24 protein-coding genes are annotated in these 26,186 nt (G+C 44.9%); 10 read left to right on the top strand and 14 right to left on the bottom strand.

Annotated features, from left to right (window positions below; translation table 11 throughout):
• The first annotated feature begins 3 nt into the window (after positions 1 to 3).
• Genes IEX02_RS17785 through IEX02_RS17775 form a run of 3 tightly spaced genes read left to right on the top strand, consistent with a single transcriptional unit; the run spans position 4 to position 3,253 of the window.
• Positions 4 to 990 carry a GDP-L-fucose synthase family protein gene (locus IEX02_RS17785; RefSeq protein ID WP_188698350.1) on the top strand — a complete coding sequence of 329 codons (987 nt, stop codon included), beginning with the start codon at positions 4 to 6 and terminating at the stop codon, positions 988 to 990.
• Positions 983 to 2,218 (top strand): glycosyltransferase, encoded by a 1,236-nt coding sequence (locus IEX02_RS17780; protein WP_188698348.1) that lies wholly within the window; start codon positions 983 to 985, stop codon positions 2,216 to 2,218. The genes IEX02_RS17785 and IEX02_RS17780 overlap by 8 nt, the downstream gene beginning before the upstream one ends.
• Before the next feature lie 3 nt (positions 2,219 to 2,221).
• Entirely contained in the window at positions 2,222 to 3,253 is a 1,032-nt protein-coding gene (locus IEX02_RS17775; RefSeq protein WP_188698345.1) for a methyltransferase domain-containing protein, read from the top strand.
• Positions 3,254 to 3,260: 7 nt separating this feature from the next.
• Here IEX02_RS17775 and IEX02_RS17770 read toward each other — a convergent pair whose 3' ends face one another.
• From IEX02_RS17770 to IEX02_RS17710, 13 genes are all read right to left on the bottom strand, one after another.
• Positions 3,261 to 4,280, bottom strand: coding sequence for a hypothetical protein (locus IEX02_RS17770; protein ID WP_188698342.1), 1,020 nt, complete (start codon positions 4,278 to 4,280; stop codon positions 3,261 to 3,263).
• Between the two features lie 67 nt (positions 4,281 to 4,347).
• The gene (locus IEX02_RS17765) at positions 4,348 to 6,600 is read right to left on the bottom strand and encodes an N-acetylneuraminate synthase family protein (protein WP_188698340.1); all 2,253 of its coding nucleotides are present in this window, start codon (positions 6,598 to 6,600) and stop codon (positions 4,348 to 4,350) included.
• Entirely contained in the window at positions 6,597 to 7,277 is a 681-nt protein-coding gene (locus tag IEX02_RS17760) for an acylneuraminate cytidylyltransferase family protein (RefSeq protein ID WP_188698336.1), read from the bottom strand. Before IEX02_RS17760 ends, IEX02_RS17765 begins: the two co-directional genes overlap by 4 nt.
• A 9-nt stretch (positions 7,278 to 7,286) precedes the next feature.
• A complete protein-coding gene (locus IEX02_RS17755; RefSeq protein ID WP_188698334.1) occupies positions 7,287 to 8,150 on the bottom strand; it encodes a phytanoyl-CoA dioxygenase family protein in 864 nt (287 codons plus the stop codon).
• A gap of 14 nt (positions 8,151 to 8,164) precedes the next feature.
• Positions 8,165 to 9,049, bottom strand: coding sequence for a class I SAM-dependent methyltransferase (locus IEX02_RS17750; RefSeq protein ID WP_188698332.1), 885 nt, complete (start codon positions 9,047 to 9,049; stop codon positions 8,165 to 8,167).
• Positions 9,050 to 9,070: 21 nt separating this feature from the next.
• Positions 9,071 to 9,958, bottom strand: coding sequence for a GSCFA domain-containing protein (locus IEX02_RS17745; RefSeq protein WP_188698330.1), 888 nt, complete (start codon positions 9,956 to 9,958; stop codon positions 9,071 to 9,073).
• A gap of 146 nt (positions 9,959 to 10,104) precedes the next feature.
• Positions 10,105 to 10,788: an HAD family hydrolase gene (locus IEX02_RS17740; protein WP_188698328.1), complete on the bottom strand. Its 684-nt coding sequence runs from the start codon at positions 10,786 to 10,788 to the stop codon at positions 10,105 to 10,107.
• Positions 10,785 to 11,732 carry an ATP-grasp domain-containing protein gene (locus tag IEX02_RS17735; RefSeq protein ID WP_188698326.1) on the bottom strand — a complete coding sequence of 316 codons (948 nt, stop codon included), beginning with the start codon at positions 11,730 to 11,732 and terminating at the stop codon, positions 10,785 to 10,787. The genes IEX02_RS17740 and IEX02_RS17735 overlap by 4 nt, the downstream gene beginning before the upstream one ends.
• Complete coding sequence (locus tag IEX02_RS17730; RefSeq protein ID WP_188698322.1) at positions 11,729 to 12,646, bottom strand: nucleoside-diphosphate sugar epimerase/dehydratase; 918 nt, start codon at positions 12,644 to 12,646, stop codon at positions 11,729 to 11,731. The genes IEX02_RS17735 and IEX02_RS17730 overlap by 4 nt, the downstream gene beginning before the upstream one ends.
• Positions 12,647 to 12,648: 2 nt before the next feature.
• Positions 12,649 to 13,698 (bottom strand): pseudaminic acid synthase, encoded by a 1,050-nt coding sequence (gene pseI, locus IEX02_RS17725; RefSeq protein WP_188698318.1) that lies wholly within the window; start codon positions 13,696 to 13,698, stop codon positions 12,649 to 12,651.
• Positions 13,691 to 14,728: a UDP-2,4-diacetamido-2,4,6-trideoxy-beta-L-altropyranose hydrolase gene (gene pseG, locus IEX02_RS17720; protein WP_188698314.1), complete on the bottom strand. Its 1,038-nt coding sequence runs from the start codon at positions 14,726 to 14,728 to the stop codon at positions 13,691 to 13,693. Before pseG ends, pseI begins: the two co-directional genes overlap by 8 nt.
• Complete coding sequence (pseF, locus tag IEX02_RS17715; protein WP_188698312.1) at positions 14,725 to 15,426, bottom strand: pseudaminic acid cytidylyltransferase; 702 nt, start codon at positions 15,424 to 15,426, stop codon at positions 14,725 to 14,727. Before pseF ends, pseG begins: the two co-directional genes overlap by 4 nt.
• A gap of 82 nt (positions 15,427 to 15,508) precedes the next feature.
• Positions 15,509 to 16,633 carry a hypothetical protein gene (locus IEX02_RS17710; protein ID WP_188698309.1) on the bottom strand — a complete coding sequence of 375 codons (1,125 nt, stop codon included), beginning with the start codon at positions 16,631 to 16,633 and terminating at the stop codon, positions 15,509 to 15,511.
• A 191-nt stretch (positions 16,634 to 16,824) separates the two neighbouring features.
• Between IEX02_RS17710 and IEX02_RS17705 the strand changes: the two genes are divergently transcribed.
• The gene (locus IEX02_RS17705; protein ID WP_188698306.1) at positions 16,825 to 17,628 is read left to right on the top strand and encodes a flagellin N-terminal helical domain-containing protein; all 804 of its coding nucleotides are present in this window, start codon (positions 16,825 to 16,827) and stop codon (positions 17,626 to 17,628) included.
• Between the two features lie 61 nt (positions 17,629 to 17,689).
• On the opposite strand, the gene IEX02_RS17700 is transcribed toward IEX02_RS17705, so the two are convergent.
• Positions 17,690 to 18,616 carry a KpsF/GutQ family sugar-phosphate isomerase gene (locus tag IEX02_RS17700; protein WP_188698303.1) on the bottom strand — a complete coding sequence of 309 codons (927 nt, stop codon included), beginning with the start codon at positions 18,614 to 18,616 and terminating at the stop codon, positions 17,690 to 17,692.
• 488 nt (positions 18,617 to 19,104) lie between these two features.
• On the opposite strand from IEX02_RS17700, the gene IEX02_RS17695 reads away from it, so the two are divergent.
• The 6 genes from IEX02_RS17695 to lysS all read left to right on the top strand — a co-directional run bounded on the left by IEX02_RS17695 (position 19,105) and on the right by lysS (position 26,171).
• Complete coding sequence (locus IEX02_RS17695) at positions 19,105 to 20,574, top strand: sigma-54 dependent transcriptional regulator (protein ID WP_188698300.1); 1,470 nt, start codon at positions 19,105 to 19,107, stop codon at positions 20,572 to 20,574.
• Between the two features lie 133 nt (positions 20,575 to 20,707).
• Entirely contained in the window at positions 20,708 to 21,286 is a 579-nt protein-coding gene (locus IEX02_RS17690) for an NADPH-dependent FMN reductase (protein ID WP_188698297.1), read from the top strand.
• A 23-nt stretch (positions 21,287 to 21,309) separates the two neighbouring features.
• The gene (gene zntB / locus IEX02_RS17685; protein ID WP_188698294.1) at positions 21,310 to 22,281 is read left to right on the top strand and encodes a zinc transporter ZntB; all 972 of its coding nucleotides are present in this window, start codon (positions 21,310 to 21,312) and stop codon (positions 22,279 to 22,281) included.
• A 495-nt stretch (positions 22,282 to 22,776) separates the two neighbouring features.
• Positions 22,777 to 23,361: a CBS domain-containing protein gene (locus IEX02_RS17680; RefSeq protein WP_188698291.1), complete on the top strand. Its 585-nt coding sequence runs from the start codon at positions 22,777 to 22,779 to the stop codon at positions 23,359 to 23,361.
• 141 nt (positions 23,362 to 23,502) lie between these two features.
• A protein-coding gene (gene prfB, locus IEX02_RS17675; protein ID WP_188698288.1) for a peptide chain release factor 2 occupies positions 23,503 to 24,601 on the top strand; the annotation gives its coding sequence in 2 pieces (ribosomal slippage) (positions 23,503 to 23,577 and positions 23,579 to 24,601; 1,098 coding nt in all).
• A gap of 28 nt (positions 24,602 to 24,629) precedes the next feature.
• Positions 24,630 to 26,171: a lysine--tRNA ligase gene (lysS, locus tag IEX02_RS17670; RefSeq protein WP_188698285.1), complete on the top strand. Its 1,542-nt coding sequence runs from the start codon at positions 24,630 to 24,632 to the stop codon at positions 26,169 to 26,171.
• Positions 26,172 to 26,186: the final 15 nt, after the last annotated feature.

Raw genomic sequence — 26,186 nt, 5'->3', positions numbered from 1 at the left:
TGCATGAATAGGCGTAGGATATTTGTCGCCGGACACATGGGGATGGTTGGCCGTGCTTTATGCCGGCAACTGGCACTGGATAATGAGGTTGAGATTATCACGGCGACCCGCGCTGAGTTAGATCTCACCGAACAACGAACTGTACAAGCATTTTTTCAACAACATCGTATTGATGAAATGTATTTGGCTGCGGCTAAAGTGGGTGGAATCTATGCCAACAATACGTTCCCGGCTGAGTTTATCTATCAAAATATGATGATAGAAAGCAATCTTATTCATGCCGCTCATTTAGCCGATGTGCAGAAAATTCTCTTTTTAGGCTCCAGCTGTATTTATCCTAAACTGGCCCCACAACCTATTCCTGAAAGTGCGTTATTAACCGGGCCATTGGAGCCCACCAATGAGCCTTATGCCATAGCAAAAATTGCTGGCATCAAGCTGTGTGAAAGCTATAACCGGCAGTATGGCGGGGATTATCGCAGTGCAATGCCGACTAATCTGTATGGCCCCTATGACAACTTTCACCCAAAAAACAGCCATGTTATTCCCGCGTTGATAGGGAAGTTCCACCGCGCCATACAAAATAACGAACCTCACGTTGAGATATGGGGTAGCGGTAAGGCTAGGCGAGAGTTTATGCATGTGGATGATTTGGCGCGCGCTTGTGTGTACCTGATGGCTGTTCCTGCCCAACGCTATTGGCTAGAGTTAGATCCAATGTGTTCTCATATTAATGTGGGGACTGGCAGTGATTGTTCTATTCGAAAATTGGCTGAACTCTTGCAGGAGATTTGTCGATTTGAAGGTGAGTTGGTATTCGATAGCTCAAAACTAGAAGGGGCTAGGCTTAAAAGGCTTGACGTAAGCTTAGCTACCAGGTTGGGATGGAATAGTTCGATAGGACTTGACGCGGGATTACATAATGTTTGGAAATGGTATTTGAGTGAAGAAAATCCTTCGAATCGAGAGAGAATGATTTCAAATGGGTAATGATATAAAAGTTGTTCATTTGATCGCTGGTAGTCTTAGTGGAGGGGCTGCTCGAGGTGCTTATTGGCTGCATAAGGGCTTATTGAAAGAGGGAGTTAACTCTAGGATTATTACCTCAAGCACTATAACCCTAGGTGAGGCGGAAATTACTAGTGTTGCCAAAGGAAGAGGAATTGCAAAGTATCAAGCGAACAAAGAGGCCGAGCGTTTACTGCTTTCTTCATATCCGAATAGAAAAAATGAACTGTTTAGCTCGGGTATGTTTGGTTATGATTTGTTTGATCTTGATGTTTTTAATGAAGCTGACATTGTTCACCTCCATTGGATAAATGACAATTTTATTGATATTTCTATCATTAGAGAAATAGAAAAACCAATAGTTTGGACAATGAGAGATATGTGGCCAATGACTGGAGGCTGCCATTATGCGGTGGATTGTGATAAGTATGTAGACGGTTGTGGTAAGTGCCCTCTATTGAAAAGTGATATTGAGAGGGATCTTTCTACAGAGATCCAGCTATATAAATCAATTCATTTTCCTAGCAGAATACAGTTTGTAGGTATAAGCAATTGGCTTAGCGATCTAGCAAACAAAAGTTGGGTAATGAATGGCAAGGCGATTAGAACAATACATAACTGCATTGATACTGAATCATTTCTCCCTATTTCTAAAAGTGTCGCCCGCGAAATTTTGGGGCTGGCTACTCGTAAAAGAATAATTGTTTTTGGTGCCAGCAGGGTAAATGATTATTATAAGGGCTTCTCTTTTATAAAGCAGACCTTAAATCTTCTGAATAAAGAAAAATACTATCTTCTAATATTTGGTGCTTCGTATGAAGAGGACTTTAGTAATCTAGGTTTTGAATACAAAAGATTGGGTTACTTAAATGATATACTATCAATGCGTATAGCTTACTCGTCTGGAGATGTATTTTTATGTGCTTCTATCATTGAAGCATTTGGTAAGACGGTAGCTGAGTCTATGGCTTGCGGTACACCTGTTGTATGTTTTGACAATGCTGGGCCAGGAGAAATAGTCGAACATAAAATATCTGGCTATAAAGCAAAACCATTTAGTGCTCAGGATATGGCAAAAGGCATAGAATATCTTTGTTTTTCATGTGATATAAATATGATGAGTAGTGCGTCACATTCTCGCATTAAGAATTTTTTTTCATGTACAAAGATTGCACCTATTTATAAAGAATTATATAAATCCATGTTGTAGTGTATGGCCATTAAACGTATTGAAATCAAGCCTCATTTAGTTGAGTCATCTTGTTCTCTTGATGAACTAACTGCTATCATCTCTAAGGTAGAACCTAAGATATTATTTGTAATTAAAAAAAATGGAAAGCTTTTAGGTGCAATAACACAAGGTGATATTTTAAGATTAGAACCAAAGATAGAATATAAAGCTGATGATATTGCAAATAAAGAGACATTGTTTTGTGGTGAAAATGATTCTGATGATAAAATTACCAAAAGCATGACGAGTAAAGTTAATTGCATTCCCTTGCTCAATGAAAATACTGAGCCAGTAAAACTAGCCATAAAAAGTAATTCTTATGATAAAGTAAATCTTAATGTTGGTTCTGGAGGTGTTTTATTGCCAGGTTTTCAAAACTTGGATTTGGAATCTGAGTGGTATGGTGGAGGTAAAGGTGAATTTGTAGCCTATGATATGAGGAAGGATAAGATCCCTTTCGAAGATGATACGGTTGATAATATCTATTGTTCACATGTTATAGAGCATGTTAAAGACTGTACTGCGCTATTTTTCTTTAAAGAGGCATATCGGGTTCTAAAGAAAAATGGGGTGCTGAGAATATCCTGTCCTGATGCTGCGTTTCTTTGTAGGGTAAGCTCCTTTGATAATCAATACTGGTTTTGGCGAAGAGATTGGTTTTTGAAAAATAAACAAGATTTTCCATTAGTTGATATTAGGCAGGAAGACTTTCTAGTTAGGGAGATTGCAACAGAGAAGTTATTCAAAGCTGATGCTCCCAAGTTTCCAGATAATAGTGAAAAGTGGAATGAATATCTTGAGAACTTAACAGCCGATTTAGAGTTTTGTGCTGATAGTGTAGGTAACCATATTAACTTTTGGACCTTTGAAAAAGTAAAGCGTTTAACAGAAAATATTGGATTTTCATATGTTATTTTGAGCAAGTATCAGGGATCTGTTACTCCAGATATGATCGGGGAAAGCTTTGATCAAACAAAACCTGGTATGTCTTTGTACGTTGATTTCGTTAAGTAATTTACATTCAAATATTCATTTCAATCTTACTCACTTCCTTTGGCATTTCGTCGTAGGTCAGTAGCGCAGCGTCGCTGTTTGTATATAAAGTTGAACCAAATTTTCCAGGAAGATTAAAGTCGTTCAAAGTTACATCCAGCGGTTTGTAGCAATACAATCTTATTTGCGGGAAAGATAGATTTATAATATAAAAAGCGGTTGACGCATATCCATGTATTGATGAAGGTGGGGTCACTTGCTTTGAAAGCCAATCTTCAACAGGTTCACTTGTTTTTAGTAGTATAAGTTCTGGATTATTGCTTAGGATGTAATCTACATATTCTTCTGGCTGTCCTCTGTGGGGTATATAATAGACCTTTTCTTTCTTGCAGTTAGAAATAATTTTCTTTGTTAGCTTGTCATATAGCTCGAGCGTCATAAAGCCTCGCTGCACTATTTTTGCACCAATAATTATTGCAGCTTCTTCATCTAGGCTACTGAATGACTTTCTTAAATGTGTAAGGTTATTCTTCTTAAGCTCACCTTTAAAGTCCCTTGTGTGATGAAATATTGTATATACCTTAATGTTATCTAGTGGCTTGCTACAAATTCCCTCTTCAGTTTTAATTTTTTCTGCCTCTTTACGTCTTTCTACTGTTCCATAATTTGGTATGGAAAAGTATGTTTTAGAAGGCATGTGATATTTCATGAATGCTAGGGTTATAGCTCCATCATCAATTAAAAAAGTTTCATCATTCCTTAGCGTTTCTACAAAGTCTTTCTGCCATTGAGTTCTAAAGTCACTAAAAAACAAGTATGAATAACTTTTATTTCTAATGGAATTTAGAATGGAGGAATACTGATTTATTCTTTTCTTTAGATCTTTACCTTTTACTTCGTCATAGTCTAAGTATGTAACCTTGGTTTTTGCTTTTCTTTTTAACTCTTTAATTTTTCTAACGATTTGGTTGGTATTTTTAGATTGACCTTCAATATAAATTATCACCTCTATTTCATCTAATTTGAAATCAATAATTGCTTCTCTCAAGCATGTAATGTTGAAAGGTGCCGATATTAAAAAAAGTGCATTACTTGTTATCATGATTGATTTGGTGTTAAAAGTTGTATTTTTCTAATTTTTCAAGTGCAATCCAAAATCCTTCTCCATCATTCTTATGTCCCTGCCATATCTCTGGAATAAAGGATGCTCTAGGGCATAATTTGGAGAGGTTATCTGCTAGATCTGCGAAGTCAATTTCACCTTCATCTATTTGTAGGCCTTCTCCGTCGATACCATCTGCATCAACAATATGCAAATGCGCTGTGTAAGGGGCTACTTTCTGAATAAATTGGCTAAAGGACTCTTTTGTTAGATTACAAGCCAATTTAGAATGTGAAACATCTAAGCAAATTCTAGAATTATACTTATCGCAATACTTGGATATATCATCTGCGTCCATAAATAGATTGTGAAAACGTTGACCACCAAAATGCCATGGATAGGGGGGCATAGTTTGTGGAATTATCTCTACTCCTTCACTATCAATTTCATCTAGTGACTCTGCAATAATTTCGTACTTTCTCTCTCTATCTGTTCTCTTCATGAATCCATCTAATGTAAACCCACCTGCATTAATTATTATTAATGGCTTATCATTTTTATGAAAGTATGGCTTTAATTTTCTAGTTGCATTGATAACATTTTGTAGTTCTAAAATAGATCGCTTTCTATAACTCTCATCATCAGAACAGAGATCCATAATATGGTCGCCAGAAAAAAGCTCTGGGCTATGAACTAAAAAATCAAGTTGATAACCATTCTTATCAAGAAATTTAGCTGGTTCCAGATCCAGATCTTTATAACTTAAATGAAACTCTACAAAATCAAGGTTAGACTTTGCCGCTAGGTTGGAAAAATCATGATAACGTGCTGGAATTCCAAAAGGGCGAGTGAATTTGTACGAGCGAGAAGTTATTACGCTGTCAGCTAAGTCTGACTGATAAAAAAAGTCTCCTTCCTTGATATCTCTTAGCGCTTTCCGCCCAATTAGAGTTTCTTTGAAGTATGGAGCAAGGCCTTTTCCGGGGCTTCGGATGTCAATATCTAGTTCTGTAATGATGTCTCCTGCTTTAATTTCACGGTTGCTAAGCAGGCTTTTACCTAGAACCTCTCGGTTCATCATTTCTCCCTGGGTTACTTTTCTGGAGTCAGAGTGCCCTATAGCTTGCTCTACCTCTCTAATTCCTTGTGCCAGCTGTTTAAACTCATCGGGTAAGAGGCTAACTCTATGATCATTACCTTCCATATTCCTATCTAAGGTAAAATGTTTTTCAATTACTTTAGCTCCTATAGCAACAGCAGATATTGCAACAGAGGTACCTCTTTCATGGCCTGAATAGCCAACAAAACCTCCTCCTGATAGGTCTCGCAACCGCGAGATATACTTCAAATTGATGTCTTTGAAAGGTGCAGGATAAGTTGAGTTGCAGTGTAGTAGTACGAACGAAGCTCCGAGTTGCTTTAATAACGCTATTGCATCTTTGATTTCAGATTCAGTTGACATACCTGTGGAACAAAGCAATGGCTTGCCCGTTTTCGCAAGCTTTGCTAGTAACCCATGGTTAGTTAAGTCTGCTGAAGCTACTTTATAAGCTGGCATTCCGTACCGCTCTAGCGCTTCTAAGCTGGTTTTGTCCCACGGCGTGCACAGTGGGAGAATTCCTTTTAGTTTGCAGTAATCAAAGACTTCGAACATTTGCTCTGTTGATAGTTGAAACCGAGTCAGTAGATCTAGAGTGTATTCAGCCCCCAGATCTTCTCCACAAGTATCATCCTTTGCTCTCCTATACATGGAGTCCAAATGGCGAAGTTGGAATTTGGCGCAATCTGCCCCAGCAGTGATTGCTTCATCCACTAATCTTTTCGCTAACTGGATATCACCGTTATGGTTATTCCCTATTTCGGCAATGATGAAAACTTTGCTTTCATCAGAAATAGTGAAGCTACCAATTTTCAGTACTTGTGGTTTATGGGATGCAATTGCGACTAGTCTGCCTTGCTTGTCAAGTAGGGGAACATATTCGATTCTATCTGAAAATAGCTTTTCAATTTCATTTGGATGGGAATCTTCTTCCGCAGAGATGTAGTTAGTATTACAAGCAGAAGAGACTGGAAGTTTTAAGTTGAAATCATCTGTTTGAAGAAGCCAGCGACGAACATCACCATCTGTAAGTATTCCTTCCAGTACACCATTCTGTGACAATGCAAAGATAATTCTTGATTTATTGTTACTTATTTTTTGTAGAGCATGACCTAACTCGTCATCAGTAAACACAATAAAACGATTTATATTTCTTTCAACTATCATATGCCGCTTTCCTTTAAAAGCTGACTTACAATATTGAAGTCAGTTATTGAATCAATTTCCCATGACTCTACTTCACTCATGCAATACATTGCTATTCTTCCTGCTAGTCTATTTCCAGCCTTCTTTAACTGAGGCAACTTGGTTAGGTATATAGACCCATTCTCTCTGTATAGCCGCTCAACGGGTTGTATGTCTTGCCTACGAGGTCGATTCATGAAGTCGTATTGAGCTTTAGGATTCTGAATGTTTGTCCAGAAAAAAGAGTGACTCTCGCAAACGGATACTAAGGAATCAGCATTTTGTTGTTCAAAATAAGTGATGGCGTTGTCAAGTGTTGAAGCGAGTCTTATGGGGGAGGTTGGCTGTAGTAAAACAATGACCAAGTCTTCCTGCCATTCCAGCCAGTTTTGGGCAACGTGGATCATTACTGACTCTGTGGAAGCTGTATCACTAGCTAAGTGCGAAGGTCTTAGCTCAGGTACTTCTGCTCCTGCCTCTACAGCAATCTGTGCTATTTGCGGGCAATCGGTGGATACCAAAACTCTCGCAATTTTGCTACTACGTCTTGCTTGCTCTATGCTCCAGCAAACTAACGGCTTATTGTGTAGGAGCATTGTGTTTTTACCTGGCAAGCCTTTTGAACCCCCTCGTGCAGGGATAACTGCTACATATTTCATTTTTCTACACTAAAGCAATTGTTTGAAGTTTGGATAGAGCATGCCTGCCAGCTCTATTCTTTTTAGGAAGTCAGCATGAGGGGTAGAGATATTCCTGCCAGTTTGCTGAATTTGTCGTTTCATATTTTCTATGGAAAATTTTATAGTTTGACTATTATTGGCACCTACAGTAAAAAACATAGCCTTTTTAGAAGACTTTCCAATGATTTGATTGTATAAATTAAATATAACTTCACCAAATTTACAAGTGTTGTCTCTATCTCCTAGAAATTTTCCTATTGATAGGAATTTTCTTTCCAGCCAGTCTCTCTGTTTTCCTTTATGTGTTATTCTCACATCAAATATAACAACATCTCCAGGTTCTGAAGGAATAGAGATTTCTTCCATGCTTTCACTTCTTTCAACCAAGTGCGATCCAGGTTTAACTGTTAAGCCCCCTTTATCCTTGCTATGATCTCCCGTGTATATACCTATTTTATAAACTTGGCAATTTTCGTCAGACATGTAATCCCCATTAAAGTAGCGGCCTCTCCCATCATCTTTATGCCAGCCGAAGTTTATATTTCTATGAATATCTGCATGTCCAGTAAAATAAAAAATCTTATCGTCAAAGATGGATCTCATAATGTCAAGAATCTTTGGTTGAGTTAAGACCCACTCAAATTCTCTATTCTCATTTATGATGTTAGGCTGTGCTTTTCCATATCTATGAATTATTCCACTTTTCTTAAAGTGCTCAGTTATATGAAGATCTAGCTTTTCTATGTCTGATATTTTAAAAGCATTTTTGATCAAGGCATACCCTTCTGTATATAATTTCTTCCTGATTGAGTTTCTTTCAATTTCGCTGAAGGGGGGAGGGATTTGTTTCATTATAGGCTCTTTTTTTATACTATCGATGTAGTATCTTTGATTTTTCTTTTATTTAAATGTTTATTTATTACAGTCATTTGCCTTTTGTATGTGTTTTTTTCATTGAATTCTATTGGTTTTTTATTTGACAATTTAAATACTCCCCAAAGCTCGGAGTTTTCTTGCCCTATTATGACCGCTTCTAAACCTGCCATATTAGCAGATTTTACCAAGGTTTCCTTAGAGAAGTAGAAAGTATGTACGGTTCTGAACCAATAATTTTCTAACTCACCTTTAGGATTCATCATGTCTGGTACAGCTATATAAGCAAAGCTATCATTCTTCATATGTTGAGCAACTTTTTTGAGAGAAGATATTGGGGACATGAAATGCTCTAACACGTGTCTTAGTATAATTAAATCAAACTTTCCGGCATCCCAATTAGAATCCAGATCATCAGTTATGTATTGGATGAAGTCACTACTCTCTATGTTTTTCTTACATTCGCTTGATGGTTCAATAGCAGCGTAAACTTCAAAATTTTTGTAATTTTCCTTTAGCCATGAAAGTGAATATCCCATTCCTGCCCCAATATCTAATACACTTTTTTGGGCTTGGCCTACTTGGATACTTGAAAGCCGTTGCATAATTAACTCTATGCACTTGGAGTGGACTTTTTTTTCATCCTCTTTACTTCGACTACTTCTATAGTAATTATCATATTCTTCTCGGTAAAACTGATTATACTTGGGTTTACTCCAACGAGGAGTCAAATACACCAATCCATCATTTTCGCAGATGGACACATTGCATGTTAGTGAAAACTGTCCTTTTTGCGTTATTCTTTTAGGAGAGCAGTTTCCACACAGCGGACAGTTTACATCGACAAGATTTTTTAGTTCTAAAGGAGGAATATGCATGGCTATTTCTCAGGCTATTGTTTAATATTTTAAATAGTAATAATCAAATATTTCCATTATTTTTATAATGGCATCTTGTTTTAAGTGCCTTTTATCTTCCATCCAAGGATCTTCTATATAGTGGTTTATTAATTCATATGAGGGAAAGTAATATAGTGCTGGATCTTGCTCTAACGTGTTAGCTAAAAACTCATGAAGTGCAGCCTTTAAAGTTGACTTTGAAGCTGTATTAGCACTAATCACTGAGCGTCCCTGGTATGAGCCAAGTAAAGGAATTGGAGATAATGTGAATAATATTTTCGCGGACGGTAAATTGGCTCTAATAAGGTTATAAATTCTCTTTATGTTTTCTAAGTTTTCTGAAAATTTAACAAAGCGATTCTCAAATCGTCCCGAGTTTAGCTTTTTATTTGGTACAAACTTCCAAAGATATTGTTTTTTTTCTTTGTCATACCAAGCTTCAGTCAATCCTAAAGTGATGATGAAAAAATCGGTTTTTCTTATTAATTCTCGGCACTTTTCTAAATTATGATAGGTTTGAATTTTCTCTTCTGCACCGCCTATGAAAATTGACTCTAACGTTCTGTTAGAAAAAGCCCACTCAAATTGCATTAATAGGGCTGGAGTGTGAACCATTATTTCGTCAATTCTGATTATGTCAGACTGATTATGATCCCAATCGTGTCCATTCACAGAGTAGCCTTTTTGACGCATATATCTCGATACATTTCCAGCAAAACAGGAGCCAAAAGCAGTCACATTGTTCGATTTGGAAATCAATGGTTCATTAGGTGCGTATCCATTCATAAAGTAGTCAGCAACAGCTCCGGGTTTCCGAAGTTGCTCTTGAGTTGGCCATCGACTAATGCCTTGAAATCCATGTTTTTCTAACACAGTCATTTTTTTCATAATACTGCCTTAACGCGCGTTCTGTACGGGGTAATATGACGCTGGTGAACTAATGAACACGAGCGTGATTTATCAACAGCACAATTAAATGCTATTACCTCTATATTGGTTATCGACAAGTTGCTTAACAAATTGAGTGAACCTCTCTAAGAATTAGGCGACAGCCTGCTCGCTGATTCTTCAAGGGTAGGCGATAATCCCACTAGGGTCTGGATAGTATTGGTGGCATCAACTGCAGGGGGGACTTGCACATCCCTATGCACCCCGGTCAGCACGCGAACTGTCTGCATACCCAGCTTATTCAGATTGACAAAATCTTTGGCTGGGTTGTCACCAATGTACAGCATATCTTGCCAGTCGCAGCCCTCGGCCTTTTTTATCAACTCAAAACAATGGGTAGATGGCTTAGCATGCTGTATGCCGAAGCGGTGGGTGATAAATACCCGTTTGAATAAAGGGCCGATGCCGAGGGCATCAACTTTATTCTGCTGAACTATTTTATGCCCGTCAGTGACCAGGTAGAGTGGTTTAGGGAGTTCGTTTAGCAGAGCAAGATGCGCTTCGGGCATCTTTAGACTGGGTTTATGCCGTCGATAGCTGCGCACGCAGGCCTGAATATTGCCTTTGTTTGCCAATGAATGTGCCGCCAGCCAGTCGTCAAAAATGCGCCCTCGTCCCTGGCTGTCGAGTAGGTTAATTAGCCTGGCAAAACTTTGTGTTTTATCCAGTCCCCAGCGCTGCTGTGCCATATCAGCCACTGCTTGAAAGCCACTTTCAACATATTGGCGTTCGTCGTACAAGGTATCGTCTAAATCAAAAATAAAAATCATAAATAATGGTCGCTTGCATGGCGCACTTGGCGAATGGGCTGTGAGGCTGGGGTAAAGGGGAGCCCACTCAGGTCATGACCCAGGCTTTCGGCCAGACTCCAGTAAAGGCTATCTACACCCGCTCTAATGCCTAAGGTGGAAGCGCCGCCAAAACGGCTGTTACATTCAATGACATTCAGCCCGCCGTCGTTATCGATAATGGCTTGTAATACCACAGGTCCACTTAGCCTTAAGCTTTCCAATAAGGCTCGAATAACGCTGTCGAACTGGGGCAAAGTCACGGTGCTGCTGACTTGCGACTCGCCATGTACGACCTTTTCGCGGTAGCGGCAAATATGCCCCTTTAGTTGATGGTCACGACTAAGCCAGGCGTCAATACTGATTTCCTGTCCTTTTACGAAGGGTTGAAATATCGGCTGGCTGAGTTGTTGTGCATGTTGCAGTGCTTGGCTGTGGTTTAAATTTAAGCCCAAAGATTGACTGCCTGCACCAAAACGCTCTTTGACAACTAAGCGGGGAGCAGACAACTCGCAGGCTTTGCGACTGGCTGGAATGATCACCCCGTCAAAATCAGTGGTGAGCTGTGCGAAGGTCAGTTTGTCCAGGCATTGGGTAATTGCATCTGTGGGGGCTACCAGTATGTCTACACCGTGCTGGCGAAAGAATACCTGATGTTTTGCCCAAAACAATAACTCCCCATCCCTGCTTGGCAGAATATGGCTGATATTCTGTTGCTGGCAGCCGCGCAGGATATTATCGAGTTGTGCATCTTCGGTTGCCGGCATGGCCCAGAATTCATTGGCAAGGTAGCGGCAAACCACTTGGTCTGAAAGGTCAGCGGCTATTACCTGTCCTGTCGGCGAGAGTGTTTTTACTGCGTGCTCCAGCGCCCTCAATAGAGGAACTTTGGCACCGGCACTGCTTAGCATGACGCGTAAGGTCATTGTTTAACGTCCACTAAAAGCCGCTTACTCACCCGGGCTTTCATCTCTTCGACCGGTAATTGGGCGCGCCGATTTTGGTATTCGGTGATCTTCGTGCCTTGTTTGGGCTCTTTCCAGTTGCCATACATAAAGGTTAGAAATTCGTCGGCCTTGGTGGGGATATAAAATGGCTGCTCAAGAAAGCGGAGCTCGTCATACTGAGCAAAATGTTCAGCCGGGGCAAAGAACAGTCCTGAAGAGGAAACCAGCTCAGAATGAGAACCTTGCAATCTTCGCATTTGCAGGCTTAAGTCAAAAGGTACAAAGTCTGAAGCGGATTTGTTTATAAACTCAATATTAATGCAGCAATCCTCACCGTCTACTCTGAGCAAAACCACCTGCCAATCCAGCCTTTCTTGCTCTGGAAGCTGGTGATAGAACTCCGGAATCGCGGCGATCAAGCTGGAAAACTCACTGGCATCAATGGCCAAATCAATATCGTCATCCCAGGGAATAAAATCTTGATGGCGGATGGCGCCAAGCAAGGTTCCTGAGTCTAAACAGGCGCGAATTCCCCTAGCGCGCAAAAATGTGTTCAGACGTGTCAGTAGGCTCTGGGCTAATGCCAGGGTCGGCGGGTGAGAAAAGGGTAGGTTGGCCTTGACCTGCTGCTTGGTTGGCACCTCAATCTGTTCAGGGGCAACGCCTAATTCATTTATCAACTGGGTACGAATGGCGTCGGCCCATTGGCTGGTGATGACAATCCTATCAAAGCTAAGCTCAGCAATTCGTTCTGGTGCAAATATCTGTATGCCGTGGAACGTCTCCCCTTGGCGGGCAGGATCGTTGTCCACAAAGCCAAGGACATTCAGTTCAGGGTGTTGGCTTAAGAAAAATTCCCCGGCCTTGCTGGCCCCAAACAGTAATACAGACATACTCAGATCAACTCCCAGCTCATTGGTGTGCCCTTGGGGGCATCGGTTTTGATCACTTTACCCAATAACAAGGGCAGGTATTTGGGGGGTAAGCCCAAGCCCGGTCGCACGGAACGCAGATTCTTCTCTGTTAATATGTCCCCAGCTTTGACATTTTCGGCGATGTACAAGGAGCGACGATGGACTCTGGATGCTAATTCCTTATCTGTACAGCCGTAATGGACTTTGCCAAGGGCTGTCCAGGCGCGCTCGGTTTCTTCTACTAACATCTTGACTTCATGGGGTTCGAGGGAAAATTCCGCGTCAACTTCTCCGCCATTTCTATCCAGTACGAAGTGCTTTTCCACTACGGTCGCGCCTAGCGCAACGGCAGCCACGGCAACGCCTACCCCTGGGGTGTGATCCGATAAGCCTACCTGGCAGTTAAATAGCTCGGCCAGATGAGGAATAGTACGCAGATTGGCATCCACAGGCCGGGCAGGATAATTACTGGTGCACTTTAACAGGATAAGGTCTTTACAGCCCGCGGCGCGCAGTACCTCCACTGACTCGGCTATTTCTGTCTGACTGGCCATGCCGGTGGAGACAATCACCGGTTTGCCGGTTTTTGCCACGGCGGCTAGCAGGGCATGATCGATGTTTTCAAACGAGGCGATCTTGTAACAGGGAACGTTGAGACTTTGCAAAAAATCAACCGCAGTCAGATCAAAAGGCGTGCTAAACGCTACTAACCCTTTACTGCTGGCATAATCAAACAATTCCTGATGCCATTCCCAGGGCGTCATGGCTTCCTGATACAGGTTATAGAGCGAATTTCCCTGCCACAGACTATTTGGATCCGCGATAAAAAATTCACGTTCATGTACATCCAACGTAATGGTATCTGGTGTGTAGGTTTGCAGCTTTAGGGCGTGGGCGCCTGCGTTGGCAGCAGCATCAATGAGTGCTTTGGCTTTTTCTATTGATTGGCCGTGATTACCAGACATTTCCGCAATGATAAAAGGCGGGTGGTCTGGGCCAATTTGGTGGTGACCGATAGTAATACTAGCCATTTATACCTCTGATGATTCTGTCAATTTCTTCTATCACATAGTGAGTGCCAGCACTGGTCGGCACTATTTTATTGGCGGCACGTGACATGGTCTCTAGCTGGTCGGGCAGCTGAAGATACTTATCCAGTTGTGCGGCTAAGTAGCTGGCACTCATCTCTTCTGCCTTACCCAACCACAGGCATGCACCTTGCTCTGCGAGATAACGGGTGGTGGCTTCCTGATTGTCGGCCACGGTTACCACTAGCCCTGGGAGGGCGCAGATACATCTTTCCCAGTGGCTGGTACCGCCGCTACCCAGCATTAAACTGGCTTGATGCATTAACTTGGCCATGTAGTTACACTGCACGTGCAGGGTGAAATTTTCCTGCTCTGCAAGTTGCAGTACAAGCGCTTCTCGCCGGGGATGACTGGCACCAATAACAATATCGGCGTGAATATCGCTGAGCTTTAATTGCCCTAGGGCGTCTATTGCCATGCCAGTCATATTTTGGGCATCACTGCCACCAAAGTTTACCAGTATTCTGTTGTGCTGCCTTGGTGGAGCACTCTGATAGAACTCTTCCCGCAGCAGCGCAAAGCGCGGCCCCAGCATAAGATGGCAAGAGGCTGGCACAAGCGCGGTGTAGCGTGATGGCGCATCGGGGAACAGATTCTGATCAAGCAAGATATCGCAATCGTGTGAGCGGTTAGCCAGATCGTCGATCACCATGATATAGCGGCATTGTCCGCGCATCGCCTGGCTGTATTTTGCGCCTAATGCATAGTGGTCAATAATCAGTAAGTCGTAGTGCTTATCAAGATGTTGCAAACAGGCTGCTGCATCTTGTTGTTCGTTAAGCGGTGCTGTGGCGGGTAACATCAATAGCTTAAAGCCTTGCGCCGCTATCAGTTGCCCCAGATGCCCGGTTTCTGCACGACAAACAAAAGTGATATCGGCGTGGGGGCTTAAGCGCGCCGCTAACGCCTGGCAACGCATGATATGCCCGGTGCCAATTTGTACTGAGCCATCGACCCTAATCAGGACCCTCAAAGATATCCCTCTTGTTTCAGTAACTTGTAAAGTAATTCGGCGCGCTTCCAGTCATCCAGCGTATCAATATCTTGAACCAGGTAGTCAGGCAGTACGATCATTTGTGAGCTTGGACTGAAGATTCGCTTATCTAGATCAAGCCAGGTACGGTAGTGACCCCAGTAAAGCTGCCCGGCATCATGAAACGCAGGGGGGAGATCCTGAGAGCGTTGAGTGATACCGACCGGGTCAAAAGGTGTCACACCACCGGATTCTGTTTGCATAATGGCGCGCTGAATAGGAAAGGAGAAGCGAGCGGCGGCAAATACATAGTCTGCTTGTTCTGCAATAAGCTGCTGGTAAGCGCTGGCGACTAAACGCGGGGAAAGCAGCGGGGCCGTGGCATAGATACATGCTACATACTCAAGGGGCCAATCGAGTTTACGCAGCGCTTCGATAGCATGCCTAACGACCGGGCTAGTTCCCACATAATCATCGGCTAATTGTGGTGGGCGTAGAAAAGGTACCTCGGCGCCATAGCTTTTGGCCACTTCAGCAATTTCCTCATCGTCAGTTGACACCACCACCTTGTCCACCACGCCGCTTTGTAATGCACAGGTAATAGAATGAGCGAGCATGGGCTTGCCACAGAAGTCTTTTATGTTTTTACGAGGAATGCGTTTGCTTCCGCCTCGGGCTGGAATAACCACAATATTCATCTATCTATCCTGCCGGGTAATTTGAGGTTGTTTAACACAAGGGCCTTATGTGTTATCGGCTCGACTGGGAAAATCCTCACTTTCATCTCGTTCTGCCATTGCTGTCTGGACTTGTGGTCGGCGAGGTAAAAAGTTTGCGTAGCTGATGGTGCCAGCAATGTTGTTGCTCGATTTGTTGGTGAGCCTGTTTACGGCGTTGCTGGTACTCTTTGTCGCTAATTTGCCCGCTAGATTGCTTGGCATCCAGGCAGACCTGGGGAAAGGTTTGATTTACATAGGGTGTTTCAAAGGTCAGCACCAGTGTACCTAAGGCTAACGGATAGATAACCCGTTCATGTAAGCCACGCTCAAAGCCTGGAGAATTGTGCACCACATAACGTGCTGCGGCGATTTTTTGCTGCAGATCTGTAAAGTCCATGGCGTTTAGGTATTGATGCGTGGGCGCAATGGATTGGTAGCAATGCGAATTCCTGCCAATCACGGTTAAGTTCACATTTTGTTGTGCAAAAAAATGCAGGCAGGCCTCCCGTTGTTTGGCGCGCAGATAGCTATCGACGGTGACACACAGCCTTAATATTTGTTCATTCAGGGTCAAGCTAGCAGGCCGGTTTCCTATGGGAAGCACGCCAATAAATTGCATAAAACGGGTTACCGAGCGACTTTGTTCTACCCAATGCCCGATTTGTGACCAGTATGGTGTCAGTGCCTGTCGATGGCTGCCAGAGTCCATGTAAGAGACCGGGAAAACAACCTCGTTGCTTTTATCCTCCAGCGGCATCATTGAGGTGTTGGCAAGTTGCTGCTTACCAATAGCATGGGGGAATAACCTGGCGTTAAATCCGCACAGCTGCGCAAAGCTCACGTGTTCTTCATCGACGCAGAGCAGGATGACATTCAAGCCGATAATGCGCTTCAGAATATGCATGGGGTGGTCGACACAAAAAACCCAGACTGGCCTTTGTTTAAGATATTGCGGCACAGAGAGTTCAGCCTGTTCCAAATGCAGCCCCATACCATTAAAACTGATGAGCTGGTCATACTCTTGCAGTGGCAAAAGTTGAGGCAAATCTCTGTGGATATGTTGTTCTGATTCGACTGACAAACTGTCTGTGCGTACACCGACTGATTCTAAGTCCTCTCGCATGCCATCAAGAAAATGACTGACAACACCATATTGATTTTGTCCGGTAATAAATAGTACCTGCATTGGGTCCTTGTTCCGTCTTTTTGTATCCGCCGCATCTGTTCAGTGTATCTGGAGACCACCTTGTACCTGCCTTAACTTTAGGTATAAAAGTTAAGGGTAAAGGTATGGTTTGGCATAATTTTGCTGCGTTTGGCTGCTTACTTTCCCATCAACCCTCTGCTATTCTTAGGGCTGAGGTTTGAGGGGGGCTTATGTTAGAGATTAACAGTACCAAATCCAATGCGTCTTTGCTGCAACAGGTGCAGCAGAAGCAGAATTCGCTGTTTGAGAAACTGGCTTCGGGTAAGCGGGTAAACAGCGCTGCGGATGATGCAGCGGCCCAGCAGATTATTGATCGTTTGACGTCGCAAACATCCGGTGTGCGTCAGGCTTATAACAATGCCTATGACGGCGTGTCTTTAGCACAAGTTGCCGAAGGCGGTTTGTCAGGTATCAGTAACGATGTAAATCGTATTCGTGAACTGTCAGTTCAGGCCGGCAGCGGTATTCTGACCGATGGGGACCGCAAGGCATTGCAAAAAGAAGTGTCTCAGCTACAGGACAATATCAAGCAGACCATTGAGCAAACCGAGTTTGCCGGTAAGCCGCTGCTGTCAGGCGAGGGCGATGTTGATTTCCTGGTGGGCGCTAATGCCGGTCAGTCTATCAGTGTTGGCACCAAAGACATTGCCGGTGGCTTAAGTGATGTGCTGAATATTGATGTCAGCACGGCTCAAGGTGCAGCCGATGCGTTGGAAGCCGCTGATAATGCCGTTGATTATGTGGGAGCAGCACGAGCCGATTTGGGTGCCACTCAGAATCAGTTTGAAAGCGCGGCACGTAATCTGGCCAATACCGAAGTGAATGTACAAGCCGCCAAAAGCCGCTTGCAGGATTTGGATTATGCACAGGGCACGGCCGATAAAGCAGCCAATGATATTCTGAGTCAGGCGTCTATCGCTGTGCAGTCTCAGGCCAATCAGCAAAAAGGCCAGGTGTTGGCGCTATTGGGTTAAGCCACTAGTCCCCATAAAAAACGCCGCAATTGCGGCGTTTTTTATGGGGACTGCGATGGGCTTATTTCTTCACGATGCCAGCCAGTTTGCCGTTATTTAATACCAGCAGTGAAGTGATGCGGTTTTGTTCCATCAGCATAAAAGCATCCGACATCTTAGCGGTGATATCGATGCTTTTGGGGTTTAATGTCATCATCTGCGCGGCATTCAGATCGAAAACGTCTTTTTTGTGACGAGTAAAGCCTCGTCTGATATCACCATCGGTAATAATACCGTAGCCTTGCCCGGCATCGACAATGGCTATGCCCAGTTGTCCGGTGCTGATGGCGTCTACTACCTCGGCAAAACTGGCCGACAACGCTACCACTGGCAGAGGCTCGTTAACCATCTCATCCTGCACTCTGGATAGTAAACGTCTGCCAAGGCTGCCCCCCGGGTGGAAGCGCGCAAACTCTTCGGGTTTAAAATCTCTGGCTTTCATCAGGGTAACCGCCAAGGCATCCCCCATAGCCAGCGTCGCGGTGGTGGATGCGGTGGGCGCAAGCTGAAGTGGGCAGGCTTCTTTTTCAACACTGACATTCAGTACCGCATTTGATGCTTTGGCTAGGCTGGAGTTAAGGCCCCCCGTCATGCCAATCAAAAAGTTGCCATTTTCTTTTAGAAAGGACAGCAGTTTCACGACTTCTTCGGTTTCCCCAGAGTTGGAGATAGCAATAAAGATATCTTCTTTGGCTATCATGCCCAGGTCGCCATGATAGGCTTCGCCTGGGTGCATAAAAAAGCTTGGCGTACCTGTGCTGGCGAGTGTTGCGGCTATCTTGCGACCAATCTGACCTGATTTGCCCATGCCGCAAACCACTACGCGGCCTTTGGCCTGTAATATAGTGTCAATGGCCAGAGTGAATTGAGCATCCAGTTTGTCTGATAACTGGCTGACGGCCTGAGCTTCAATAGCAAATACGTCTTTAGCAATCTCTAAATAATTCAAGGGAAGGGATCCTGTTCGGGGCGAAACTGGCTACTTGAGGCTATTTTGACGAAAGGTGAGCGGCTTGTCGAATATCCTGGTGGATGCTTAGAGAGGTATTGGGGCTATGACTTATCCCTGGCGAACAAAAAAGATACCTATTATGTTATTGGCTACCCTTTGTAGCATTGCTATGCTGCTGTTGGAGAAGATCATTTCAGATGACTTTTCTGTCTGCAGGTCACTATCACGGGATCGCCTGACCAAAAACGACAAAAACAGGTTGTTAAAAACCATTCCAGGCGATTTATTGTGCGCTTCTTAAGCGCTTGATCATAAACCTGAATGTCTCAGGTTGCCATTGATTGGGTAATGGTTAAAATCCATGGATAGATGATTGGGCGTTGGCAAGCTAGTTTGTCGTCCTTCACACTCTCGTACGGCTAATCATGAATTAGTCAGGTTTAATGTTTTGCGTGGGTTGTCCGCAACTTTGAGGTCGCTAAGGTATGGGTAAAATTCTGATTATCAGTGGGCTGGAGGCTCGCCGGATAAGTCTTCAGACGGTACTCAACTTTATGGGCGAACATTGCGACTGCGCCTTGCCTGAGCAGGGCCCAGAGTATCTGGTCAAAGACGGCCCTTATGCCTGTGTTTTACTTGATGCCGAGTGCCGGGAGCTGAATGACAACCTGCTACGCCAATATCCAGCTCAACCTTTTGTGATGGTGGGCAGCGACGGCTTTGAACATCAGGGAAACCTGGTTGGTATATTACCGGAGCCGGTTACCTATCCGCAGCTAACCCAAATGCTGCACCGCTGTCAGGAATACTTGCAACGACGTCCCAATGTAGGCGGCGCGGTGCACAATAAAACTAAGTTGTTTCGCAGCCTGATAGGCAAAAGCTCGGGCGTGCAGTTAGTACGCCATATGATCGAGCAGGTGGCCCCAACCGACGCCAATGTGTTGGTGTTAGGAGAGTCAGGCACCGGCAAAGAAGTTGTGGCGCGTAATGTTCACTATCTGTCCAACCGCAGAGAAGGGCCGTTTATTCCTGTTAACTGTGGTGCTATTCCTGGTGAATTACTGGAAAGTGAACTGTTTGGCCATGAAAAAGGGGCCTTTACCGGTGCAGTGAGTGCCAGAAAAGGCCGTTTTGAATTAGCCGAAAGCGGCACGCTATTTCTCGATGAAATAGGGGATATGCCGCTGCAAATGCAAGTGAAGTTATTGCGGGTGTTGCAAGAGCGCAGTTACGAAAGAGTTGGCGGAACCAAGCCGATTCAATGCGATGTGCGCGTGATTGCTGCGACTCACCGTGACCTGGAAAGTATGATCAGTGAAGGAAAATTCCGCGAAGACTTGTATTACCGTCTCAACGTGTTCCCCATCGACAGTCCGCCGCTAAGAGAGCGTAAAGAAGATATACCGCTGCTTTTGCAGGAGCTGGTTTCTAGGGCTCTAAGCGAATCTGGGCGCTCTATTCGCTTTACCGAAGGTGCGTTGAAGTCGTTAATGGAACACCATTGGGCGGGTAATGTTCGCGAATTGTCTAATCTGGTGGAGCGCTTGCTTATCCTGTATCCGGATAAAGTGGTTGATATTGGCGATCTTCCGCACAAGTATCAGCACTTGCAGGCTGACAATTATGAGCCCGAGTACCCCGAAGAATTACTGGAGCGTGAGGCAATCAATGCCTTGTTTGGTGGCTTTAGTGACGATGATGAGGATACTGCCGTTGATGACAATACGGTGGCCGTGGCCCAGGAAAGCGAGCTCAACGGGCAATCTCAGGCGCTGCCAGAACAAGGGCTGAACCTAAAAGAGTATCTGGCTGAGTTAGAAGTTAGCCTGATAAGCCAGGCACTGGAGCAGCAGGAATGGGTGGTTGCCCGGGCTGCTGAAGTTTTGGGGATGCGACGTACAACGCTGGTGGAAAAAATGCGTAAATACGGAATGAACAAAGGCGAAGAGTAGCCTGACCACCATGTTGTTCTTACAGCGCAGAGTCTGTATAGCCATCTTTCTCCAAGCCAGAACCTTGTTGCTTGGCGGCCTGCTGTCTGCAGAGTAAGCTGTTAGCTTTGACTTTACAAAGCGAGGCAACCATATGGCGCGTATCCTGGCCTTTTCCGGCAGCAGCCGCAAAGATTCCTTTAATCAAAAGCTTGTTACTCTTGCTGCCAAAGCAGCCGAGCAGGCTGGCGCGAGTGTGACCCTGATAAACCTCGGCGATTACCCCATGCCTATTTACAATCAGGATCTGCAAAATGAGCAGGGTTTTCCGGCTGAAGCATTAGCCTTTAAAACCTTATTGCTTGAGCATGATGGACTACTTATTGCCTCACCTGAATATAATAGTGCCTTCAGCCCGTTATTGAAAAATGCCATTGACTGGGCGTCTCGCGCCAGTGAACCCAATGAACCCCCATTGAGTGCGTATCGTGGAAAAACCGCCGCTATTATGTCTTGTGCGCCCGGAGCCCTTGGTGGGCTGCGTGGGCTGAGCTTTTTGCGTATGTTGCTACAAAATATTGGCGTGATGGTAGTCCCAAATCAGCGGGCAATTGGGTTTGCCGGCGCTGCTTTTGATGAACAAGGGCAGCTAAAGGACAGTGAACAGCAAAAGGCTATAATCCGTTTGACTGAAGAATTAGTACAAACAGTAGATAAGCTTGTCAGCCGCTAACAGGCTGACTATTGGAGTGGGATATGCAAGAGCAGTCGTTGATTCATGCGTTGTTATTGGATGGGCAGGGGGGCGCCAGAGAGCTTGACTGGCCAGCCGTTAAACAATGGAAGCCAGAAGATGGCATTCTGTGGGTGCATCTGGATTATAGTCAGCCAGAGAGTATTGAATGGCTGGAGCAGCATTCTGGGGTCAACTCCGTTGTAAGTGATGCATTGCTAAGTGGTGAAACCCGGCCAAGAACTATTCGAGTTGAGAATGGTTTATTGCTTGCATTACGTGGAGTGAATCTGAATCCAGGTGCCGATCCTGATGACATGGTATCGGTGCGTCTGTGGGTTGAACAAGGCCGTATCATTAGTACCCGAAAGCGTCGCCTATTGTCGGTCACCGATGTGGCCACGTCTCTTAGGACAGGAGAAGGGCCGGCTAGCACAGATGACGTGTTGGCAAGTATTTTGGCCAGAATGGTTGCGCGGATGTCTGACACCGTGGATTACTTTGAAGAGCAGGTGGCTGACTTTGAAGAGCAGGCATTGGAACAACAAAGTGCGCAAATGCGTGCAGACCTTGGCCGGGTTCGTAGGCAAATTATTTCCCTGCGCCGTTATCTGGCACCACAGAGAGAGGCTATCTCACAACTGTTGTCAGACCGAATTGAATGGATTGGCCGGGATGTGCGTCTGAGTTTCCAGGAGACCCTGGATGGCTTGATGCGTCATATGGAAGATCTGGACGCGGTGCGAGAAAGAGCGGCTGTCACCCAGGAGGAGATAGGTAACCAACTGGCAGAACAAATGAACAGTCGCATGTATGTGTTGTCTATCGTGGCTGCTTTTTTCTTGCCTCTGGGCTTCCTTACCGGGTTACTTGGGATCAACGTCGGCGGTATTCCAGGTGCTGAGAATCCACTTGGCTTTGGTGTATTTATCAGCCTGTTGATTCTGGTTTGCGTCTTACAAGTGGTGTGGTTTAAACGCAAAGGATGGTTGTAAGCTCAAATTTTTAACAATTAATCTCAGGGGCTCTTGAGTTCTTGGTCTCTTGCTCCATATTAAGGGTATGAGCATTTTTCGGTATCGCCACGTGCGCCAAGCAGTACACAGGCCCCCTTACTCCAGCTTTCTGACAACAGCGCTATGTTTGCTGGCTTGTTGGTTTAGCAGCGCTGCAAGCGTTGCTAAACCCGGCTCAGATACATCTTTGCTCACGGTCAGTCAGTACGCTGATGGTCAGGCGCTGCAAACCGAACCGGATAAGGACGCTCCTTGTTTAGTTAGGGCTGCCCCATCTACAAATGTTATCACTCAAGCCTCTATGCTGGTTTCCTGTGTTCCAGCGGCTTTCTATTCTGCCAGTATTGGACTGCCTCAGCCAAGAGCACCTCCCCAGGCAAGTTGAACCCTAAAAGACATCCCGCATCGCCTATACTTATAACCTCGGTTTCTTTGCGAGCGGGCTAGCTATGTTCAGTTTGTTGGAGAACCCAAATGACAAATAAAATATTGAAAACCCAGGCGCTTGGCCAGGTAACCCAGTTTTGTGCTACCGAAAGCGCTGAACCCTTAAATCTCGATAGTGCTGCTACCAAAGTGGTGACCGATTTTACCCGTCGTAGTCCTCAGTTAATCGATAAAGATGTTTCTGTGGATCAGGCTTTGTTTATGATGAGGAAAGGTCATGTAAAGTCCAAGCTGGTGGTGGATGCGGAGCAGCAGTTTTTAGGCATTGTCAGCTTTGCTGATTTAAACAGCCGCAAAATACTGATGATTGCCAATCAGCGTCAGCAGGACAGGCATGAGTTGACCGTGGAAGATGTGATGGTGCCCCGCAGCGAGTTACACGGTATTCGCTACGAACACCTGAAGAATGCGACAATAGCTGACTTGGTCGATACATTGCGTAGTTTGGGGGAGCAGCATATTTTGTTAACCGATGAGCAAAGTCGGTTGCGGGGGCTTATTTCCTCCAGTGATATTGCCAGAGCGTTGCATATTCCGCTGGATATCAGTCTCAAAGCGAGCAGTTTCAGAGACATCTTTAATGTACTGCATGAGCACAGCGAATTAGTCTGATTCGATTAGTGCATTCTGTTTCAGCAGGTGGCTGGACCATCTGCTGAATTTCCTTTATCCCAACGCCCGCAGGGCCTGTCAATCCATGCTGTAATCGGCTAAAATCCGGCTCCTTTGTAAGCAAGAATTAATAGCTGATTTATGTTTGAAATCAATCCGGTGAAAAACGCCTTGGCGGATGTCCGGGAGCGCTCTGATGCGCTCAGGGGGTATCTTTGACTTCGATAGCAAGCAAGAGCGCTTAGAAGAAGTCAATCGTGAACTTGAAAGTCCCGATGTTTGGAATGAACCAGAGCGGGCGCAGGCTTTAGGCAAGGAAAAAGTTGCCTTGGAAAAAGTCGTTGACACTATTCTGGCCCTGGAAAATGGGGCCGAGGATGTGGATGGGCTACTGGAATTAGCGGTGGAAGCCGAGGATCAGGAAACTTTTGATGAAGCGCAAGCTGAGCTTCAGCAACTGATCGTAAAACTGGAAGACCTTGAATTCCGTCGTATGTTCTCCGGCCCCAATGACGCTAATGACTGTTATCTGGATATCCAATCGGGTTCCGGCGGTACTGAAGCTCAGGACTGGGCTAATATCATGCTGCGTATGTACCTGCGTTGGGGTGAAGAGCATGGCTTTAAGACCGAACTGATTGAAGTATCAGAAGGCGAGGTCGCCGGTATTAAAAGTGCCACTATCCGTTTCCAGGGTGAATATGCTTTTGGCTGGTTGCGCACCGAAACCGGCGTGCACCGCTTGGTAAGAAAGTCTCCCTTTGACTCAGGTAACCGTCGTCATACTTCTTTTGCTTCGGCTTTCGTTTACCCGGAAATTGATGACGATATTGAGATTGATATCAATCCGGCGGATTTACGTATTGATACTTATCGCGCGTCCGGCGCCGGTGGTCAGCACGTAAACCGAACCGACTCGGCGGTACGTATTACTCACGTGCCCAGCGGTATTGTGGTGCAATGTCAGAACGATCGTTCCCAGCATAAAAACAAAGATCAGGCCTTCAAGCAGTTAAAAGCCAAGCTGTACGAAATGGAACTGATGAAACAGAACGAGCAGAAGCAGGCCATGGAAGATGGCAAATCCGATATCGGTTGGGGTAGCCAAATCCGTTCATATGTACTGGATGATTCCCGTATTAAAGACCTGCGTACTGGCGTTGAAACCCGCAATACGCAAGCCGTGCTGGACGGTGGATTAGACCGATTTATTCAGGCCAGCCTTAAATCTGGCTTATAAGCGCAATCAGTAATCAGGAACAGAGCAGATGACAGACATTCAACAAGACGAGAATAAATTGATTGCGGAACGCCGGGGCAAACTGGCCGAGATTCGCAGCAATTGTCCGGCTAACGGCCATCCTAATGAATTCCGCCGTGAGCACTACAGCCAGGAGTTGCAGGATGCGTTTGGCGACAAGGACAAAGAAGAGCTGGCAGGCCTGAATCATCAGGTGAGTGTTGCCGGCCGTATTCTGGCTAAACGTGGCCCTTTTTTGCTTCTGCAGGATATGAAAGGACGTATTCAGGCTTATGCTAGCAAAGAGACGCAGCAGGATATTAAGCAGCGTTATGGGTCATTGGATATCGGTGACATTATCGGTGTTAAAGGGGCACTGCATAAATCCGGTAAGGGCGACTTGTATGTCGATATGGCTGACTATCAACTGCTGACCAAATCATTGCGTCCGTTACCTGAGAAATTTCATGGTTTGGCCGATCAGGAAACCAAATATCGTCAGCGTTATGTTGACCTGATTATGAGTCAGCAGACCCGCGACACTTTCAAAGTGCGTAGTCAAATTATCAATGGTATCCGTAAATTCCTGACCGAAAGGGACTTTATGGAAGTGGAAACCCCGATGCTGCAGGTTATCCCTGGTGGTGCCTCGGCTAAGCCTTTTGTGACTCACCACAATGCACTGGATATCGAAATGTATCTGCGTATCGCCCCTGAGCTTTACCTCAAGCGCTTGGTGGTGGGCGGTTTTGAACGAGTGTTTGAGATTAACCGTAACTTCCGTAATGAAGGTTTGTCGACCCGCCATAATCCAGAATTCACTATGATCGAGTTCTATCAGGCTTATGCGGATTACCATGACCTGATGGATTTGACCGAAGACATGCTGCGTACATTGGCGCAGGACGTGCTAGGCACCACCGAAGTGGTCAATACCCTGCGTGATGCAGATGGTAATGTGCTGCAGGAAAAACGTTATGATTTCGCTCAGCCTTTTACCCGTCTGAGCATGGGTGATGCGATTCTGAAGTATTGGCCAGAAGCCGATGAAGCCGCTATCCGCGATCCGGAGAATAATCTGGATGCCATGAAGGCCATGGCGAAGAAGCTGCACATCAAAGAGCCGGACGTGGATGGTATCTGGGGTGCGGGTAAATACTTGTGCGAAATTTTTGAAGCTACCGCTGAAGAGCAATTGGATCAGCCGACCTTTATTACTGAGTACCCCTGGGAAGTGTCGCCGTTGGCGCGTCGTAATGACAATAATCCATTCATTACCGACCGCTTTGAGTTCTTCGTTGGCGGCCGTGAATTAGCGAATGGTTTCTCAGAGCTGAATGATGCCGAAGATCAAGCCGCCCGCTTCCGCAAGCAGGTGGAAGAGAAGGAAGCCGGTGATGATGAAGCCATGCACTATGATGATGACTACATTCGCGCGCTGGAATACGGTTTGCCACCTACGGCAGGCGAGGGAATCGGTATCGATCGTCTGGTCATGTTGTTTACCGACAGCCCCAGTATTAAAGACGTAATACTGTTCCCACATATGCGTCCACAAGCCGCAGAATAATGCAAAAAAGCCGGG

It is taken from the genome of Bowmanella pacifica (genome assembly GCF_014645355.1).
In the GTDB taxonomy this organism is placed as follows: domain Bacteria; phylum Pseudomonadota; class Gammaproteobacteria; order Enterobacterales; family Alteromonadaceae; genus Bowmanella; species Bowmanella pacifica.
This window is presented reverse-complemented; position numbering and strand designations above follow the sequence as displayed.